22 protein-coding genes and 1 pseudogene are annotated in these 16,271 nt (G+C 56.2%); 8 read left to right on the top strand and 15 right to left on the bottom strand.

What is annotated here, in order from left to right; genetic code table 11:
* Positions 1-41 precede the first annotated feature (41 nt).
* Positions 42-1,181, bottom strand: a complete 1,140-nt coding sequence (locus tag ONG87_RS14305; protein ID WP_264381490.1) for a hypothetical protein — start codon at positions 1,179-1,181, stop codon at positions 42-44.
* A complete protein-coding gene (locus tag ONG87_RS14300) occupies positions 1,178-1,675 on the bottom strand; it encodes a DUF4365 domain-containing protein (protein ID WP_264381489.1) in 498 nt (165 codons plus the stop codon). Before ONG87_RS14300 ends, ONG87_RS14305 begins: the two co-directional genes overlap by 4 nt.
* Before the next feature lie 452 nt (positions 1,676-2,127).
* On the opposite strand from ONG87_RS14300, the gene ONG87_RS14295 reads away from it, so the two are divergent.
* The 4 genes from ONG87_RS14295 to yfcF all read left to right on the top strand — a co-directional run bounded on the left by ONG87_RS14295 (position 2,128) and on the right by yfcF (position 4,510).
* Positions 2,128-2,334, top strand: a complete 207-nt coding sequence (locus ONG87_RS14295) for a hypothetical protein (RefSeq protein ID WP_192058029.1) — start codon at positions 2,128-2,130, stop codon at positions 2,332-2,334.
* Positions 2,335-2,463: 129 nt separating this feature from the next.
* Positions 2,464-2,721, top strand: coding sequence for a DUF3077 domain-containing protein (locus ONG87_RS14290; RefSeq protein WP_264381488.1), 258 nt, complete (start codon positions 2,464-2,466; stop codon positions 2,719-2,721).
* A 262-nt stretch (positions 2,722-2,983) separates the two neighbouring features.
* Entirely contained in the window at positions 2,984-3,427 is a 444-nt protein-coding gene (locus tag ONG87_RS14285; protein ID WP_367400478.1) for a hypothetical protein, read from the top strand.
* 456 nt (positions 3,428-3,883) lie between these two features.
* On the top strand, positions 3,884-4,510 hold the full coding sequence (yfcF, locus tag ONG87_RS14280; RefSeq protein WP_264381486.1) for a glutathione transferase: 627 nt from the start codon (positions 3,884-3,886) through the stop codon (positions 4,508-4,510).
* A 52-nt stretch (positions 4,511-4,562) separates the two neighbouring features.
* Here the strand turns inward: yfcF and ONG87_RS14275 are convergent, their stop codons facing one another.
* From ONG87_RS14275 to ONG87_RS14240, 9 genes and pseudogenes are all read right to left on the bottom strand, one after another.
* Positions 4,563-5,024, bottom strand: a complete 462-nt coding sequence (locus ONG87_RS14275; protein ID WP_264381485.1) for an SRPBCC family protein — start codon at positions 5,022-5,024, stop codon at positions 4,563-4,565.
* 87 nt (positions 5,025-5,111) lie between these two features.
* A pseudogene (locus tag ONG87_RS21140) lies at positions 5,112-5,210 on the bottom strand (NAD-dependent dehydratase); the annotation flags it as partial.
* Between the two features lie 59 nt (positions 5,211-5,269).
* A complete protein-coding gene (locus tag ONG87_RS14270) occupies positions 5,270-5,656 on the bottom strand; it encodes a nuclear transport factor 2 family protein (protein WP_122713857.1) in 387 nt (128 codons plus the stop codon).
* A gap of 63 nt (positions 5,657-5,719) precedes the next feature.
* Positions 5,720-6,463: an SDR family oxidoreductase gene (locus tag ONG87_RS14265; protein WP_264381484.1), complete on the bottom strand. Its 744-nt coding sequence runs from the start codon at positions 6,461-6,463 to the stop codon at positions 5,720-5,722.
* A 98-nt stretch (positions 6,464-6,561) separates the two neighbouring features.
* Positions 6,562-7,665, bottom strand: a complete 1,104-nt coding sequence (locus ONG87_RS14260) for an alkene reductase (protein WP_264381483.1) — start codon at positions 7,663-7,665, stop codon at positions 6,562-6,564.
* Positions 7,666-7,724: 59 nt separating this feature from the next.
* Complete coding sequence (locus ONG87_RS14255) at positions 7,725-8,306, bottom strand: TetR/AcrR family transcriptional regulator (RefSeq protein ID WP_192053045.1); 582 nt, start codon at positions 8,304-8,306, stop codon at positions 7,725-7,727.
* A gap of 282 nt (positions 8,307-8,588) precedes the next feature.
* A complete protein-coding gene (locus tag ONG87_RS14250; protein ID WP_264381482.1) occupies positions 8,589-9,041 on the bottom strand; it encodes a hypothetical protein in 453 nt (150 codons plus the stop codon).
* A 108-nt stretch (positions 9,042-9,149) separates the two neighbouring features.
* On the bottom strand, positions 9,150-9,482 hold the full coding sequence (locus tag ONG87_RS14245; protein WP_264381481.1) for a hypothetical protein: 333 nt from the start codon (positions 9,480-9,482) through the stop codon (positions 9,150-9,152).
* A gap of 159 nt (positions 9,483-9,641) precedes the next feature.
* Entirely contained in the window at positions 9,642-9,902 is a 261-nt protein-coding gene (locus tag ONG87_RS14240) for a type B 50S ribosomal protein L31 (RefSeq protein WP_264381480.1), read from the bottom strand.
* Between the two features lie 397 nt (positions 9,903-10,299).
* Between ONG87_RS14240 and ONG87_RS14235 the strand changes: the two genes are divergently transcribed.
* A complete protein-coding gene (locus tag ONG87_RS14235; protein ID WP_264381479.1) occupies positions 10,300-11,034 on the top strand; it encodes an AraC family transcriptional regulator in 735 nt (244 codons plus the stop codon).
* On the opposite strand, the gene ONG87_RS14230 is transcribed toward ONG87_RS14235, so the two are convergent.
* On the bottom strand, positions 10,985-11,572 hold the full coding sequence (locus ONG87_RS14230; protein WP_192176013.1) for a LysE family translocator: 588 nt from the start codon (positions 11,570-11,572) through the stop codon (positions 10,985-10,987). The two genes, ONG87_RS14235 and ONG87_RS14230, sit on opposite strands and share 50 nt — an antisense overlap.
* A gap of 69 nt (positions 11,573-11,641) precedes the next feature.
* On the opposite strand from ONG87_RS14230, the gene ONG87_RS14225 reads away from it, so the two are divergent.
* Together ONG87_RS14225 and ONG87_RS14220 are read left to right on the top strand one after the other, a co-directional pair.
* A complete protein-coding gene (locus ONG87_RS14225; RefSeq protein WP_240998679.1) occupies positions 11,642-12,115 on the top strand; it encodes a Fic family protein in 474 nt (157 codons plus the stop codon).
* Positions 12,116-12,195: 80 nt separating this feature from the next.
* Positions 12,196-12,678, top strand: coding sequence for an OsmC family protein (locus ONG87_RS14220; protein ID WP_122476198.1), 483 nt, complete (start codon positions 12,196-12,198; stop codon positions 12,676-12,678).
* A gap of 130 nt (positions 12,679-12,808) precedes the next feature.
* Here ONG87_RS14220 and ONG87_RS14215 read toward each other — a convergent pair whose 3' ends face one another.
* Positions 12,809-13,717 (bottom strand): LysR family transcriptional regulator, encoded by a 909-nt coding sequence (locus ONG87_RS14215; RefSeq protein ID WP_264381478.1) that lies wholly within the window; start codon positions 13,715-13,717, stop codon positions 12,809-12,811.
* Positions 13,718-13,805: 88 nt separating this feature from the next.
* Here ONG87_RS14215 and ONG87_RS14210 point away from each other — a divergent pair, with 88 nt between their 5' ends.
* On the top strand, positions 13,806-14,315 hold the full coding sequence (locus ONG87_RS14210; protein ID WP_122713846.1) for an SRPBCC domain-containing protein: 510 nt from the start codon (positions 13,806-13,808) through the stop codon (positions 14,313-14,315).
* Between the two features lie 68 nt (positions 14,316-14,383).
* On the opposite strand, the gene ONG87_RS14205 is transcribed toward ONG87_RS14210, so the two are convergent.
* A complete protein-coding gene (locus ONG87_RS14205; protein ID WP_122713845.1) occupies positions 14,384-15,325 on the bottom strand; it encodes a DMT family transporter in 942 nt (313 codons plus the stop codon).
* Between the two features lie 68 nt (positions 15,326-15,393).
* Positions 15,394-16,134 carry an AraC family transcriptional regulator gene (locus tag ONG87_RS14200; protein WP_264381477.1) on the bottom strand — a complete coding sequence of 247 codons (741 nt, stop codon included), beginning with the start codon at positions 16,132-16,134 and terminating at the stop codon, positions 15,394-15,396.
* Positions 16,135-16,271: the final 137 nt, after the last annotated feature.

Here is a 16,271-nt window from a genome sequence, read left to right as displayed (position 1 = left end):
CCTCGTTACGAACCCTTTAACCGACCATCGGCTTGACTTACTCAGAAGGGGAACTCACCGTTCGATAGTACCCGAAAGCCTGATGGATTTAGTAGCTTCGAGCTTCGAGCTGAAACATGAAGATCTCCAGTGCATTGAATCGCTGCTTTCTGCTTGTGCGCATTTACGGCGTCCATGTATTCATCAGGCCCAAGCTGAATAGATACATGTTTTTCAAGTTCGCCAATCATCGTAGCAATTGTGATGGTGCCCGCCTCATCATTCAACGGCCTATCTAATCGTGTGATTGAACCTATAACAGTTCGCGCCGGTAGGACATAATTGTCTTTGTAATAGGCTGAAGCGTCCGCAATTTTGACGACACTCTCAACATCAAATCTAAATGATTTAATATGCGAAACCACTTCAGGGCGGTGCGATGGCGTGATTGAAATCTCAAAACCTCGCTTCTTTTCTGCACCACTGAGTCCTACAAGTGCATCGCACATATTGGAGCTTGCCCCGCTGGCAACTGCAGCATCAAACACAGTGAGGTCTCCAACTGAGGAGAACTCATCAATCGCAAAGGTAAGCGCTTCAAGACCAGATGCCAAATTCGCAGTGACTATATTGGACAATGGAACATCTTCAAAAGATCTCTGATGGCTCTGACTAGGCCCAGCTGGAGCGATTATATTTACGATATAACTACCAACCTCGGTCTGCCCCAATCGGAGCGAATTGATATATTCCTTCACCTCTGGCGATCGCTTCCCCATAAAGTGCCGTCGCTTCGAAGCTGCAGACATTACCGCAGAAGCCATCAGATCACGTGCGCGTATGTTAAGAAGCACACCGTCATTTATCGGAATAGTCCCCGCATCAACGTCGTTGTGGAATACACGTATACGTACTAGGTCCGCTAAGTGCCCCATGACTTCTTTCGATACGGTTAGAAATGATCGATCTTCAAATTGCGATATAGCAATTACTACATCCACCATGCGGTCTGCGAAGTCTTTAGCAGAAGCTGAACTCGGCAGCAGAATTTCCGCATCGGACTGATCAGTGCCGGATCTATGCCATATTGACGCGAGCCCCTTGAAGTCGCCATCGCGAAACCAACCATGGGACAGCATGTATGTCTCTAATTTTGCTGGAGTCATGTCGTTAATATGCTTCGCGAGTTCATCCCGTCTCATACGCTTTCCCCATTACTGGCCAGCGTTAACAGGTGTCGCAAGCTGGTGGTAGTTAGCCGCTGTGTAAGCGGAATCTCAACGGTTACCGACGAGTTATTACTGGTGCTTGGATAATCCCTGAGTGAAAACCAATAACAGGTGTTGTGCAGAGTCATGTGCGAGGCATGATGTTCGACCCACAACCCATCATCTTCTGGGACCAATAGCACAACGAGGTAACGCGGACAAATCACGTTGTTGCCTCGAAGATCATCGAAGTTTTTGCGAGACAGAGGGAATTTGATAACGTTTCCCGAAACCAAATCCTGAGAGGTGCATTTCAGCTGCAGCTGAACCATGGGGTTCCGGAGCAGGCCGGTAAATCCCTTACCCGAAAGCTGGATATCGATGCTGTCGTCGTCAACCATTGGCTGACTTGGGTTAAGCCCTGCTTGGGCTGCCATTGCGTGCACATAAGCAATATTGAACTGCTCTTTCCTCTTGCCTGCATCCATGCGAGATCAACTCTATCATTCGTGCCCCTAGGGGGCGCTTTCCTTATTTTGCAGACTTTAGCGGAAACAGATTAGATCGGCTTTGTTTTTTTCAGGAGCTTCTGGATGTCCGCTTCTGGCCGAAAGCGGTCGTTCAACCATCGCCTGGGACCAGCAACGCCTTCCCCCCCAACCTTGCCTTCCCCCACCACCTCCGCCAACCTCTCGCCCGTCGCTGCCAATTCAGCGACCGGGTTTCGCAGCTCGAACAATTCGTCAGGCGCGCAGCGCCTCCATATCCATTGTCGGCGTTTTTTTTCGCCTACAGTGTCGATCTATGGCGGCTGTGCGTGGGGCACCTTCGGGTGCGCCGGGTGCCTGACGGTCCGGTCTGCGAACCCGCGTACAGCTGCCACCCTTTTCCGTTTCGCAGCGGAAGGTGGCGGTTCAATCGAGCCGTCAGGAGTTGCATCATGGTCAAGCCGACCCCCGATCCACCCGTTGTCGATCTTCCTTCCGATCACCCGTTGTTTCATTTCCCGACAGACTTTGCTGAAACCGATGGTCGTGTGCTGGCCGAGCGTTTCCAGCGTCAGCGTGCGTTGATGGAGCAGGCACGGAGAAATGCGCAGTGCGAGAGTCAGCCGCCGCGGCGCTTTTGGCAGTTCTGGCGGACATAGACCGCGGCGCGGCATTCGCGGGCAGAGCCCGCTCTCACAGATGCCCGCCTGTGGGCAGGGCCCGCTTCCATAGGTGCCTGCCTGTAGTTAAGCCTGTTGGCGTGTTCATCGTAGATAAGGAGATTGGCCATGATCGAAATCACGGAAACCAACGTCTTGCCGTTCGGCCGCCATGGCTCGGACCGGCAGCCGATATTCAGCGTCAACTCGGGTGTTGCCTTGGAAGATGCCTTGACGCAATTGTCCCATCTGCTGACATGCGCCCATGCTTCGGCATCTGAAATGTGCGATGCCCGGGTGGTGGATCCAGGACTGGTTGGCGCCACGGTGCATTGCATCGAGGGGGCGAAGGCATTGGTAGATGCGTTGTTGATTCGCGGTGAGTGACTTGGAAGGAGATTGGCGCGATTCATTCTGTTGATCGCGCCAAACACAAGTCTCGCAATGCAGCCAAAGCAGCCACACGGCATGCCAACCGCAGGGATATTCTGGCATCAAGTGATGGCTCATCTCGGTATGTTGGAAAGGTCTACCTGGACGCGGAATGCAATCTGTCTCAGCAACGATACAATGCCCGCTTCACAGGGCGCTTGGACTGCTACTGAACATGCAATGGAATCATCTGGTCATCAACGGTGTTACCAAGAGTATGGCGCATTTGCAGCCGTTCGAGATGACCTTCGAGGTGGCTGGTAACCAGCTGACCGTCCGTTTCGAATTCGGCTTTCATTGCTTCACGGACGATAAAGGCAACGGTGAGCCGCTGCGGCACAAGCATGAACATAGATATTTCTGCCCTTCGCGGTACCACTGCAGCACCCAGCTGCGTGACTACATAGAGCGCCGCTTCTATACCGGAATGGTATTGCCGCATAACAGCAAGAACAGTGGCCAGAGGTACTTTTGTCTGGATCTACATGATTACGCGATTTTCTTTTCCATCACCAAGCCCGCCGAAACGACGAATCTACTGCGAATGCACGTCATCAGCGCTTATGAGGTTGATACCTGGGGTCGCCACTCGCTGCCCAAAGGGAAAGCATTCAACACGCGCTACGTACTGGAGATGCGCAATAAAGGAAAGTCGGTGTGACAGGAAGCAAAAAGCCCCTGTGCTTGCGCACAGGGGCTTTTTGCGTGTCTTAATATCGGCCTGTTCTTTCGGCTTGCGCCTTATCCCGCACACTGGCTGGGAGAGCTTTCGCTCCGAAATCAACACCCCTTCAAGCGAAGGTTCCGGTCTGTGCTGACGAGGCTATGATATCAAACAAGCTGTCACTTGTGCCAACCTTTAAACGCCTGGTCTGGAATCGCGTAGCCACTGGGCCGCTTGATTCGTACCTCGAGACTGCCATGGTCCGCACCGAGCCGGTACTCGCCTGAGCCGATAAACGCGTGGGCTGGGTACTATCGACCCAGACCCTAGCCTATCCAGACCAACACCCCAACACCGCCCATTCCTGCCAAGAATACCCCCATGAAAATCATTGATTTCCCTCGCTCTGCTTAATCTCGTAGCGTGGGGTCTTCTGCATAAGGAGATCAGTTCATGAGCCGTTTGCACTTGTACGTCGATTCGCAGTTCACCAGCCCCTATGCCCTGTCGGTGTTTGTTGCATTGCGCGAGAAGGGCATCGATTTTGCGATGAGCGCAGTCGACCTGCAGAAACTTGAACACCAGGCAGATGCCTACGCTGTTCTCTCGCAAACCCAGAGGGTCCCCACGCTGGTGGATGGAGATTTTGCCTTGTCGGAATCTTCAGCGATCACGGAGTATCTGGACAGCGCCTACCCCGAAGTGCCGATTTATCCAAAAGACGTTCGGCTGCTGGCGAAGGCGCGACAGGTTCAGGCCTGGATTCGCAGCGATCTGCTGCCCATCAGGCAGGAGCGCTCCACCGCTGGGGTGTTCTATGGTCAGCAATATGGCCCTTTGTCGCCGACGGCTCGTGAGTCAGCGGACCAGTTGTTCTATACAGCGCAAGCGCTGCTCAAAGACGGCGCAGAAAATCATTTCGGTCAATGGTCGATAGTGGATGTCGATCTGGCGCTCATGCTCAACCGGCTGATACTCAATGGCGATGCTGTGCCTTCAGCGTTGGTGGAGTATGCGCAACGTCAATGGCAGCGTCCTAGCGTGCAGGCCTGGGTCGCCCTTGAGCGTCCGCCGCTTTAGATCATAGGCTGGCCTGTGATGGGGCATCAGTAGTCCTTCAAACCGGCTGGCTTCAGTGCGCGTTGTTACACGGCGGTGACTGAGCGAGGTACAGCGCCAGTCTGTCATGGCCATCCACGACCAGCCGGGTGATCAGCGCTTCAAAGTGGGCAGTCATTTCTGCACCGCGGACGTCGAAGCTCGCACGCCATTCAATGACACACTGAAGCTCTCCACTGACCTTGATCACCCTGACGTCTGCTCGATAGTTGTCGAGCGGTAGAGGTGATTCTTCGAATTTGTATGTTAAGCGCATCTGGGGATCATCCAGTACCAGAAGGCGTTCGCGAAGAACGCCGCCGTCTGCCAGATCAAGCCGTCTGACTGAGCCAATCGTGCTTTCTGATTGCCCATCTTCGAGGCTGCTTTCATTGATTGCCGGGTGCCATTGGGCTATTTCCCCAAAGTTTCTTAGCACTTTCCAGGCGTGTTCTGCAGTGGTTGCGATAACGGCGCTGTATTCAACTGTTGCCATACATCAAACTCCAAAAGCCTTCAAAGCCATATCTTTAAAAATTATCGTTGGCTGAGCGTGCTTGCAGCCAAATCAATCGACGCGCTGCCGATGCAGTGGGGCTACGTCGTGACCGTTACTGACAAGAAGACTAACAAGGCGTTTGCCGACTTTACCGGCGGCGCCAATGACAAAAATTCTGGACATGGGTTGCTCCTGTTGTGGGGAAGTGCCGGTGCGGCTTGCACCGGCACAGGCCTGCGCAGTCAGCCTTCGAATTGGTGGTAAACCTTGGCAATGACTTTCCACGCACCGTCGATTTTGATCAGCGTCAGGTAGTCGTTGTAGTCAGCGCCGATAGCGTCTTTTTCCATATCGACGCGCACCACAGCGGTGGTCGGAGTGATAGCAAGCACGTCCAGACGAGTGCTGATGTCTGGCGCCGTGCCGTTGGTTTCGACGAACGTATACAGGTTGCTGATCGGCCCGCCCAACAGTTTCCCGTTAGTGAAGCCGTACATCACGGCGTCTTCATGAAACGCTTCCGCGATGATGGCAACGTTGCCTGCACGCAAGCCTTCGACATAGTTGCTGGCGGTTTCGATGACAGCGTTGTAATCGCTGGTTGGCACGGCTTTGATGTTGTTGCTCATGGGGTGTTTCTCCTGAAGTTGGATTCGACGGATCACGGGGTTACATCGACGTGCATAATCGGATCACCAGTCCTGACGCGTCGGCGAGATGATCAGATCGTTCACAGTTACGTTGGCTGGTTGATTGAGTGCGTAGATCACCGCGCGACTGATGTCCTCGGGTGCGATAGCGATTTCATTCAGCGCCTTGGCGGCTTTGCGACCTTCAGGATCGGTCACTTTGTCGGCCCAGCCGGTATTGATCACGCCTGGACTCACGGTGTTGACGCGGACGCCGTGGTGCACACCCAACTCCTTGCGCATGGATTCAGTCATAGCCTGAACGAAGAATTTGGTAGCGCTGTAGACACCGGCCGCTGGGCCGACCTGATGCCCTGCCACTGAGTCCATGTTCAAGATCTGGCCGGACTTCTGCTGGATCATGAATGGGAGAACGGCCGCGATGGCGTTCAGGTAGCCCTTGATATTCACATCGATCATGGCGTTCCAATCGCGGGTGGCGAGGTCGACCCAGTTGGAAAACAGCGTCAGGCCTGCGTTGTTCACCAAGATATCCACTGAGCCGTAGGTGTCCTTGGCGAACTGGGCCATCGCCAGTGTTTGCTCTGGGCAGGTAACGTCCGTTACGTAGCTCACCGCTTCATAACCGGCGGCACGTAGCTCGCTGACCAGAACGACGAGGCCCGCTTCTTCGTGGGCCGCAGCGACGACGTTGGCGCCATGGGCCGCCAGCGCTCTAGCCGTGGCGGCTCCAATGCCAGAAGAGGCGCCAGTGACGATGGCGGTTTTCTTGTCCAGGTAATTCATGTCGTGTTCCTTTGTGGCGGTGTTCCCGCGTAGGTGGCGCGTACTAACCGTTGGGGAGTGCCAGATGAACCGGGCAGGGGAGTAGGTAAGTGCTGGTCTTAGTAATTACCCAATGGCCAGTCGGTGTAGCCTTCGGCGCCACCGCCGTAGTACGACTCACGAGGCGCGATGGTCAGCTCGGCACCGTGGCGCAGGCGCGCGACGAGGTCTGGGTTGGAAATGAACAGGCGGCCGAATGCCACAGCGTCGATCTTGCCCGCTGCGCGCCGCTCGACCGCCATCTCCAGGTCGTAGTTGTTGTTGCCAATGAACCGACCATTGAACTGGGCACTCAATGCGTCCATGTCGATACCTTCCGGCACTTCTCGGGAGGTGGCCGTGGCCCCTTCGACAAAATGCAGGTAGGCCAGATCCAGCGCGTTGAGCTGTTGGATAAGGTAGCCGTGAAGGCCCATGACATTGCTGTCCGGTGGCGTGTTTCCCGCATCCGGTGTCACCGGTGACAGGCGAATGCCTACGCGGTCATTGCCCCAGACATCGACGATCGCTCGGGTCACTTCAAGGGTCAGACGCGCGCGGTTCTCGATGGATCCGCCGTACTGGTCTGTACGCTGGTTGGTGGAATCACGGAGGAATTGGTCCAGCAGGTAGCTGTTGGCCGAATGCACTTCTACCCCGTCGAAACCCGCTCGCTTGGCATTCTTGGCCGCGTGTTGGTACTGCTCGATGATGCCGGGAATCTCGTCGGTTTCGAGCGCACGCGGCATGGACACAGGTACAAACCCATCGGCTGTGTAGGTATTACCCTCTGCCTGAATAGCGGAAGGCGCTACCGGCGCCTCGCCATTGGGTTGCAGGTCGACGCTTGAAAAGCGCCCTACATGCCAGAGCTGACTGACGATCTTGCCGCCTGCAGCGTGCACCGCATCGGTGACCTTTTTCCATCCCGCTACCTGCTCCTCGCTCCAGATGCCAGGGGTCGCCGCGTAGCCGCGGCCTTGAGCCGAGATGTTGGTCGCCTCAGCCACGATCAATCCAGCGGTGGCCCGCTGAGCGTAATAAGTGGCGTGCAACTCAGTGGGGATACCTGCTTCGCCGTAACGACTACGGGTGACGGGGGCCATGACAATGCGGTTAGCCAGTTCGATGGCACCCATGCGTACGGGAGAAAACAGGTCAGTGGTGCTGCTGATGTCTTTCATGTTCTAAGCCTTTGTAGTGGACCGGTCGTCTACTAAATTGGGTAAATAAAAAGCGCGTACTAGTGCAGCAAGCGCTTGGTCATGATCAAAGCTTTGGAAAAGGACGCCGTGGATCTGTTCACCTTGACCAGCAGGGAGGCGCCCAACCATAGCTGGTAGAGTGATTCAGCAAAGGCTGCAGGGTCACCTTCTGGATGAATGCTGCCGTCGGCTACGCCCATGTCCACGCATGCTGTGATGCGCTGAATGATCTTCGCCGTACCGACTTCGAGCACAGCGCGCATGTCTTCAGACAAATCGCAGACCTCTGCGCCTAACTTGACCACCAGGCATTTGCCCTCGGGCAGGTCAGTGCCTTGGGTTTCAGTCCAGTAGTTGAAATAGGCCAGCAAGCGTTCGGCGCCGCTTCCAGGCTTTGCCATGAGCGCGTCCACGCGGCCCAGGTACTCGGAGAAATATTCTTCCAGCAAAGCCTGGCCGAATTCTTCCTTCGACTTGAAGTAGTAATAGAACGACCCTTTGGGCACACCCGCCGTGCTCAGCACTTCGGCCAAGCCAACGGCCGTATAGCCTTTGTTGGTCATCAGCGAACGAGCCACATCGATGATGTGCTGCCGCATGTCTTGAGCTGGTTTTTTCATGATGGGCGGTATGGTAAACACATACCGACCGGTCGTCTACAGAATTTTTCTGTGCATTGGTATGGCCGTGCTTGCGCGCAGGTAATCCGCAATGGCCTTTGTCGCGACATCAAGTGTGGGGTTTTACACCAGGCTAAAAATACCCGCTTCGCCAGTCTCCATGTCATACGCAATCAATGCTTCCTGATCTGTACCAGCACTGCAGAGGCTTTCGCCTCGACTGTTCCAGATCGAAGAACCACCCGCCGCCACTAAGTCGTCGGCGGTGCCTACGTCCGATTTTCATTCAGTCAGGCGGCGATACTGCTGAACAACGAACGTCGCTACTACGATGAGGCAGGCAATCCAGGCGCAAACTACCTGCCAGTGTCCTATGGCCGTTACGTCGCCCATGAAGAAACCAGCGGAGACGAGAAAAAGCAGCAGTGAAAGACCCGCCAGCAGCATTCGCGGAATGGCCATTGCGAGGCGCCACCAGACGCCCGGAGCGAACCGTCGGGCGACCCAGCGATTGAGTGCTGTCATTCCTGCAAGGACCATGGCGAAAATCGTCAGCAGCAGCGGTATCAGAATAAGCGCCATGGCAGGCTCAACTTCACCGCCATCTTCGCCTGGCGGGTAATGGGCTGCGTGCCACATATCTGCGCAGAGAACCGAAAGCGCGAAAATCACTACGATGGGAGCAATGGGGAATATCAACGTGCTCACTAGCGCATGGTTGTCCTGATCCTTCATCTCGCATCTCCTTATCGAGGATATTGGCCATCGAAGCATCTCCGATGCCTCATCACCCGATACTGTAAGGATCAATTCCGAGCAGAGGGGCCAGCAGCCTGCCGCTACTCAACCGCTGCAAAAACGCCGCAGTTTTCCGGACCCCCAAGAGATCATCATTGCAGGAATGGAAAGGAGAGCGACATAGATGACCCCCACAGCCAGCAAGGGCGAAACGCCGGCAGACACTACGACCACCGGGAGTTGGGCGAACATGACTATCGCGCCTGCTATCAGGCTGAGGCGTAGAAACATTGCCCCTAGAACGGCTGACAGCACCAGCGCCGCTGGATAGACAGTGGTCCAGTAACCCGCTGCGTCCCACGGCTCCGCAGTGCCTGAGAGCCATGACACAGTGGTCCAGAAGATGATGCACACAATGCTGATCAGAATCACGTTCACGGCTCGGGATCCATACCTGAAATGTGTGCACAGTCTAACTGCATACCGTCGCGATAAAGGGCTTGGCAACACGATATATGACGTGCAGCCGAGTGGGCGTGTCGCCAGGACAAAAGCCAGCGGGGCGCACTGGCTCCAGCGACACTGTTCCATGAAGGGTCACTTGTTGTTGGACGCGAACCCGGCAAAACGCTTGTTGAACCCGGCAATACGGCCTTCCGCCTGAGTCTTGCGGACCTGGCCGGTGTAGACAGGGTGTGAAGCACTCGAGACATCGAGGGCGACATACGGGTACACGTTACCGTCCGTATGGGTCTGGGTTCGATCCGTTTCCACGGTCGAACCGATGAGGAAAAAGACGTCGGCAGCCGTGTCGTGGAACAGGACCGTGCGGTAGTCAGGGTGGATTCCAGGTTTCATAGTCATCGCCTCAGGTGAATAGTAATATGTTATACCGTAACATATTGGTGGCTGGTTTTTCCAGTACCCACTTGTTGATCTCTTTTAGGGTAGCGCCAAGGGCGTGCTTGTAACGCCGCAGCAATGAGTGCGCCGGCTTAGCATCGCTACTCATTCATTGCGCTCACGACAGCAGTTGGCCGAGCGCGGACCCTCGGTATAAGCTCAGGATCAAGCTCAATCGTGCTCAACGGCAACGCTGCCCCTTTCTGCATGCCAGCCCCACGGGATGGAAGGACCTATGTCTCACTACTGGCGTCATCCTGCGCTCGCACACCTGGAAATCCGCAACGTCGAGGACGGTCGCAGGTTCAGCCATGCGCGCCACTCACATTCGACGTTTTCCATTGGCGCGATCATGCAGGGGCAGAGCACTTACCTGAACGGCGACAGTAGCCGCCTGATCAGTGCCGGCAGTGTGGTGCTCATGAACCCCGGCGTGGTGCATGCGTGCAATCCCGTGCACGAACAGCCTTGGGCGTACCGCATGTTCTACGTGGATGCCCAGTGGCTCGCGGATCTGCAACAGCAGCAAAGTCCTGGCACGCACAAGGGCTTCGTGCCTTTTGCGCAGACCTATAGCGCCGACGTCAGTCTGTTTGACGAGCTGGACAATCTGTACCGCACGCTCACGGCCAGCGACTGCCCGCCAAATATCATGCAGGGTGCAACGCTGGGGTTCTTCCAGCTATTGGTCAAGCGGTTGCAGCCGGTCAGCGATGACGCCAAAAGTGAACCGCACAAAATGGCCCAGGCAGCGAAATTCATTCGTGAGCATTGCGCTGATGCGTTGCGTCTGGAGGATATAGCGTCGGCCGTACAGCTTTCACCTTCCTATCTGATCCGCGCTTTCAAAGCGTGCCATGGGCTTACGCCTCATGGGTACTTGATTGATTGCCGCCTCAAGCTGGCCCGCGATGGCCTGCGCCAGGGGGAAGACATCGCCCAGGTCGCGGCGCGCGTTGGCTTTGCGGATCAAGCGCACTTGCAGCGGCTGTTCAAGCGCGCCTTGGCTACGACGCCAGGGCACTATCGCGGTGTGCCTACTCAAGCAATAGATACACGGCGCAGCCCCCGAGCAGCGCGGCCATGACGCGATTGAACCCGCGCAGTCTGGCAGTGTTGCTCAAATAGTCGCGCAACGAGGCACCGGCCCAGGCCCAACTGGCCAGTGATAGCCAGCAGACCACCAGATAGATCAGTGCGAACATCCACACCATTCGCACATCGCCATCGGCAACGAAGGCGCCCATGCCTGCAAGGCACGCGAGCCACGCTTTCGGATTGAGCCATTGCATCAGCGCGCCGGTGAAGGCGGAAGGTCGGGTCTGCACGTGCGCCGTGTCCAATCGCCCGTCACTGCTTGCCAGTCTGTAGGTCAGGTACAGCAGGAATATCACGCCGGCCATGCGAATCAGCTGCGTCAACCATGGCCAGCGGTTCAGCATCTCGTGCAGTCCCAGGCCCATGAGCAAAAGCAGCAGGATGAACCCCAGAGTCGCCCCCGTGACGTGGGGCAGGGCGGCCCGCAGTCCGTGGTGGGCACCGCAACTCAAAGAGACCAGGTTGACCGGGCCGGGGCTTATGGAAGAGGCCAGTGCAAAAACGGCCATGGAAACGACGATACTCATCAGGCACCTTCAATACGGGTGAGGGAGCACTGACGGTAGAGATCATGGGAGGGGCTGTATTGAAGGAAATTGCTGCTGGACACGTTGCCAGCGTTTGTTTCCTTCAATGTCAAATACGGTTGGCGCGATTCTGCAGATTGCGCCATAAATCGCGCCAAAAATTGGCGCGATTCTCGAAATCGCGCCACAATTGCGCCACTGGCAGAAAACCTGCTGCCCAACCCAGCCGATGAAGGGCGGATTCGTCAGCATGCGGTAGATATCAGCAAAAGCGTGTACCGGCCGCTGTCTGCGCCCGGGCTCATCGAGCCGTTACTGGACGAAGTGCTGAGCAAGGCCAATCAGATTGCCGATCCGTTCGAGCAATCCTTTTTCGTGATGGTGCACTTGCCCTATCTGCAGCCCTTTGCCTATATCAACAAGCGCACCTCACGGCTCGCGGCGAATCTGCCCCTGTTTCGTGCCAACCTCTGCCCACTGACATTTCTCGACGTGCCACAGATCGCCTATAGCCGGGCGACCTCAAACGTTGGGTTGCGCTGACTCGCTACCTCATCGATGGGTGCTTACTCAATGAGCCCGTTCTTTGACGGACTTTTCGAAAACGTTCCCAGGAGGGATCAATGGTAGATAAAACGCACGAGTATGAAGTCCAGGTAACTTGGGCCGGCAACAACGGGACCGGAACGTCATCTTATCGGGGTTACAGCCGGGCGCACGTAATCGCAGCCAACGGCAAAACACCCATTGAGGGGTCGTCCGATCCCAGTTTTCGAGGAGACCCCACGCGCTGGAATCCCGAGGAATTGCTCTTGGCATCCTTATCTGCGTGCCACAAGCTTTGGTACCTTGGGCTTTGCGCCGAGGCCGGTATCGTTGTGTTGGCCTACGAGGACAACGCTCAAGGAACAATGCTCGAGGAGAGCAACGGCGCCGGTCAGTTCACCTCAGTTATTCTGAGGCCGAAAGTGGTACTGGAATCGGGGTCTGAGATCGCAAAAGCTCAGACGCTTCACAAAGTAGCTCATGAAAAGTGCTTCATTGCCCGTTCGGTAAACTTCCCAGTCAGCCACGCACCCGAAATATCGATAAGCCCAAGTGCCTAGTCAGCCAGAGAGGGTGTCCGCCTAGTCGGGCACCCTTCAAAAATCTACGCAACTGCCTAGATGAGCTCAGGGCCGCGATGGTGTCCAAGCAAACAGACATGCGCCAGGCTTTCGTTTTTTCATGCCCTTGTCAGTCAAGCAACTCGATCGTTTCGAGCAGAAGTGAACGTATCCACTGATGTCCCGCATGGCGGTGGGTCCTTTCATGCCAGACCAGCGTCTTGCTGAAGCCGGGAATCTCGACCGGGGGTTTCATCAGGCACAGGCCATTTTGATGCAGCACCAGGCGGCGGGGGACCACGGCAATCAGGTCGCTCTGCATCAGCAGTTCCGGGAGAATCAAGAAGCTGGTCACCGATGAGATGACTCGACGTGTCCGGCCAATGCGTTCGAGGGCAACGTCTGTCACGCCTCGAAATCCTCCACCGGAGGGCGAAACCAATACGTGATCCACGGCGCAAAAACGATCCAGTGAGATCGTGCCGTTCAGCGCGTCGGGGTGGTCAGTTCTCATGACGCAGACGTATTGCTCATGGAGCAACGGGGCAGCGTGTAGCCCTGCGGGTGTTGTGGCGGGTGTGACCAACGCCAGATCGATATCACCGTGATCCATCTGGGAGGCAAGCTGCTGATCATCAACGGGCTGAACCGCAACCCGGATGTTCGGAGCCCGTTCCCTCAGCGCACGCAAGAACGGCACGACGACTGTGCGCAACGCATAGTCAGTCGACGCCAGACGAAGGGTCAGGCTGGCATTGAGCGGATCGAACCCCTGAGGCTGTAGCAAGGCTTCGACATCAGCCAGCAGTTGCTTGACCGGTGCCGCCAATTGCTCGGCTCGCACTGTCGGCACGATGCCACGCTGGGCGCGCACGAAAAGCGGATCGTTGAAGCTTTCCCGCAGCCTGTTGAGCATGCCACTGACGGCGGGTTGGGTCAGTGCCAGCCTTTCGGCTGCACGGGTGACGCTGCGCTCATCTAGCAGCGCATCGAGGGCCTTGAGCAGGTTCAGGTCCAGGTTTCTGATATCAGTATTCATGATGTGCTGGATAAAAAATCGCGATTGGCGTTATTCCAAGCTTACACCGATCATGGCGCTATTCCATCCATCACCTACCGAGTCGTCCATGAACGAAATCATTTGGCCCGAGGGCTTTTTGCCCGGTTTCACTGAAAACTTCGTTTCCAACGAAGTGATCGTTGCGGGTTTGAGTGCTGTACAGGTGTGGCCGCTGTTGAGTCAGGCCCAGCGGTGGCCTTCGTACTACGCGAACTCTGCAAACGTGCGCTTTCACGATCACGTTGGGCCGGATCTGGCCAAGGGCGTGCGCTTCTACTTCGAGACGTTCGGATTTCCCGTCGAGGCGCTGTGCACCGAGCATGTGCCGCCAACCTCGACCGAACCTGGCCGGATTGCCTGGCATGGTTGGGCGGGTGAAGGCGAGACACGTCTGGATGTTCACCATGCCTGGCTGATCGAGGACCTGCCCCATGGACGGGTGCGCATCCTTACCCAGGAGACCCAGAAGGGCAAACCTGCGCAGGATCTAGCCAAAGCCAAACCAAATCCGATGATCAATGGCCATCAGGACTGGCTGGATGGCTTGGTCAACGCTGCGAAGTCCATCGGTCAGTGATTGAATTCGCTTGGCCGTCAGTTCGGCAGATCAGCACATCCGTTGCCCATGTTCACGAGCGGGTTTGATCAGCTTGCAAGTGTAGGAGGAGCACGATGACAATTCAGACACCAGACAACCCCGGCGACCAGCAACGCAATGGCCGCTATCTCGTACGTATCGGGTAACCGATGCTCCCATAGAAATCCAAAGGCCAACGCTGCCAGCGTCTCGATCACCAGCACTTGCCCGCTAAGTGCCAACGGCAGAAGCCGACTTGCCTGATTCCAGCACGCGCCTCCAATAACCGAGGAAAGAAGGGCTACACCACAGGCCACCAGAAAAAAATGCAGCCATTCTGAACTGCCATGGGCATCTGCCTGAAAAACCAGCACAGGCACCGCCAGGAGCAACGACTGAGCGCCCGTCATGATGCCGGTCAGCAGTGCCCAGTCATTGGAGGAAATGCTGGTGAGCTGAATCAGCCGCCGAGCATTGCGGACGGCGAACCAAGTCCACGCAACCAACGCACCTGTGGCGCAGAGAATACCCGCAATGGCTGTCGATGTTTCAGGCGTGTCGCCATTGATCAGTGCATGCCAACTGATAAGTACAACGCCGGCCATTGCGCAGCACAGCGAGGGGGCAAGTCTGCGCAGGGAGACGGCATTGGTGTCGTGCCGACCTGCCAAGGTCAGCAACACGGGGATGAGCCCGACAATCAGTGACGTCGTCGCAATTCCCACCAGTTGCACCCCGGTACCTACCAGCGCGTAGTAAACGAGATTCCCGATCAGGCTGAGCCAGAAGAGTGACTTCCAATCGGCTCGAGTAAGGTTTGCGCACACCTGCCGCCACCGGGACATAAGCAGAACAGCTGAAATCGCACCGTAAAAAAGAAATCGAAGCACTGCGAATTGCAGGCCGCTCAAGCCTTGCGTGAGCTGTGGCCCAAGAAAAATCACTCCCCAGCACAGTCCCGCGCAAACACCATAAACAATACCCTTCAACAGCGACTGATCAGTAAACATTCCACCCGTGCTCCGTAGCTTGAACGGGGAAAGTCTGAAGCGCCGAACCAGGAGAGTATTGTCGGTAACTACGGGATTTTTATCCCAGAATGCTTTTGCGCTTTGCGATAGACCGCCGGAGTGACGGCGCTTACACGTTGCATGGTTCGAGTCAGCGATGCCTGATCGGAAAACCCTGTACGCAAGGCAATCTCGGCGATCGGCAAGGAAGTGCTACGCAGCCATCTCTGAGCTTCCTGGATGCGTAACCCCGTCAACCAGGCCTGAGGACTCATTCCAAACATTTGCCGAAATCGCTGGTGCATTTGACTCATGCTCATGTTTGCAGCCTGGGCCATGACCTCGTTGCTCCAGTTTGCCCCCGGGTTAGCCCGCAAGCGAGCGACCAGTTGCTCGATGGCGGATGGGGAACTGTAGGTGTCAGGGCCGAGAGATGAGAGAAGCAGCGAGCTCAACTGTGGAGCGTCCAAGGCTAGTCGCTTGTTGCCGATGAGCTCGGCGAACTCGATGAGCCGTCGTGTCGCAGGGGAGATAGGTACGTACGTCTTTCGAGCCAGATGCTCCATCTGAAGTGTCTCCAGCAGAGCCGGCGCGCAGTCCAGCACCAGAAAACAGCTGTCTGCGCGGCTGAGCTGAGAGTGCACCGAGCCTGGCCTCACCACGGCGGCCAATGACTGATCGATGCTCCCGCCGCGACCGTCTACATCGATTTCCATCTGGCCACGAACCGGCAGGACCAATTGAGCATGATCGTGGGATTGATGAGGGTTTTCACACTCATAGCTGCGGATTTCGAGATTCAGGAGCATGAGTGCATCACTCGGGCGGAGTCCAGGGACGAGGGATTTTAGCACCCGAGCCGGGCGATAGATCGCGCGAGAAGGGGGCGTTGACACCACTGCCGCATCATATTCCGATGGCGGGTACCGGTGTTAGTATTGAGGTC

This window comes from Pseudomonas sp. MM227 (assembly GCF_947090715.1).
Lineage (GTDB): Bacteria > Pseudomonadota > Gammaproteobacteria > Pseudomonadales > Pseudomonadaceae > Aquipseudomonas > Aquipseudomonas baltica.
The sequence above is the reverse complement of the archived record's forward strand: the minus strand, read 5'-3'. Positions and strand labels throughout refer to the sequence as shown.

Bases quoted from the DNA above. Each gene is read 5' to 3' on its own strand.
- ONG87_RS14300 (WP_264381489.1), bottom strand. From the start codon at position 1,675: ATGGATGCAGGCAAGAGGAAAGAGCAGTTCAATATTGCTTATGTGCAC.
- ONG87_RS14270 (WP_122713857.1), bottom strand. From the start codon at position 5,656: ATGAGCAACAACATCAAAGCCGTGCCAACCAGCGATTACAACGCTGTC.
- ONG87_RS14235 (WP_264381479.1), top strand. From the start codon at position 10,300: ATGCAGGGGCAGAGCACTTACCTGAACGGCGACAGTAGCCGCCTGATC.
- ONG87_RS14255 (WP_192053045.1), bottom strand. From the start codon at position 8,306: ATGAAAAAACCAGCTCAAGACATGCGGCAGCACATCATCGATGTGGCT.
- ONG87_RS14215 (WP_264381478.1), bottom strand. From the start codon at position 13,717: ATGAATACTGATATCAGAAACCTGGACCTGAACCTGCTCAAGGCCCTC.
- ONG87_RS14305 (WP_264381490.1), bottom strand. From the start codon at position 1,181: ATGAGACGGGATGAACTCGCGAAGCATATTAACGACATGACTCCAGCA.
- ONG87_RS14205 (WP_122713845.1), bottom strand. From the start codon at position 15,325: ATGTTTACTGATCAGTCGCTGTTGAAGGGTATTGTTTATGGTGTTTGC.
- yfcF (WP_264381486.1), top strand. From the start codon at position 3,884: ATGAGCCGTTTGCACTTGTACGTCGATTCGCAGTTCACCAGCCCCTAT.
- ONG87_RS14210 (WP_122713846.1), top strand. From the start codon at position 13,806: ATGAACGAAATCATTTGGCCCGAGGGCTTTTTGCCCGGTTTCACTGAA.
- ONG87_RS14265 (WP_264381484.1), bottom strand. From the start codon at position 6,463: ATGAATTACCTGGACAAGAAAACCGCCATCGTCACTGGCGCCTCTTCT.
- ONG87_RS14230 (WP_192176013.1), bottom strand. From the start codon at position 11,572: ATGAGTATCGTCGTTTCCATGGCCGTTTTTGCACTGGCCTCTTCCATA.
- ONG87_RS14200 (WP_264381477.1), bottom strand. From the start codon at position 16,134: ATGCTCCTGAATCTCGAAATCCGCAGCTATGAGTGTGAAAACCCTCAT.
- ONG87_RS14220 (WP_122476198.1), top strand. From the start codon at position 12,196: ATGGTAGATAAAACGCACGAGTATGAAGTCCAGGTAACTTGGGCCGGC.
- ONG87_RS14260 (WP_264381483.1), bottom strand. From the start codon at position 7,665: ATGAAAGACATCAGCAGCACCACTGACCTGTTTTCTCCCGTACGCATG.
- ONG87_RS14240 (WP_264381480.1), bottom strand. From the start codon at position 9,902: ATGAAACCTGGAATCCACCCTGACTACCGCACGGTCCTGTTCCACGAC.
- ONG87_RS14250 (WP_264381482.1), bottom strand. From the start codon at position 9,041: ATGAAGGATCAGGACAACCATGCGCTAGTGAGCACGTTGATATTCCCC.
- ONG87_RS14290 (WP_264381488.1), top strand. From the start codon at position 2,464: ATGATCGAAATCACGGAAACCAACGTCTTGCCGTTCGGCCGCCATGGC.
- ONG87_RS14285 (WP_367400478.1), top strand. From the start codon at position 2,984: ATGGCGCATTTGCAGCCGTTCGAGATGACCTTCGAGGTGGCTGGTAAC.
- ONG87_RS14275 (WP_264381485.1), bottom strand. From the start codon at position 5,024: ATGGCAACAGTTGAATACAGCGCCGTTATCGCAACCACTGCAGAACAC.
- ONG87_RS14295 (WP_192058029.1), top strand. From the start codon at position 2,128: ATGGTCAAGCCGACCCCCGATCCACCCGTTGTCGATCTTCCTTCCGAT.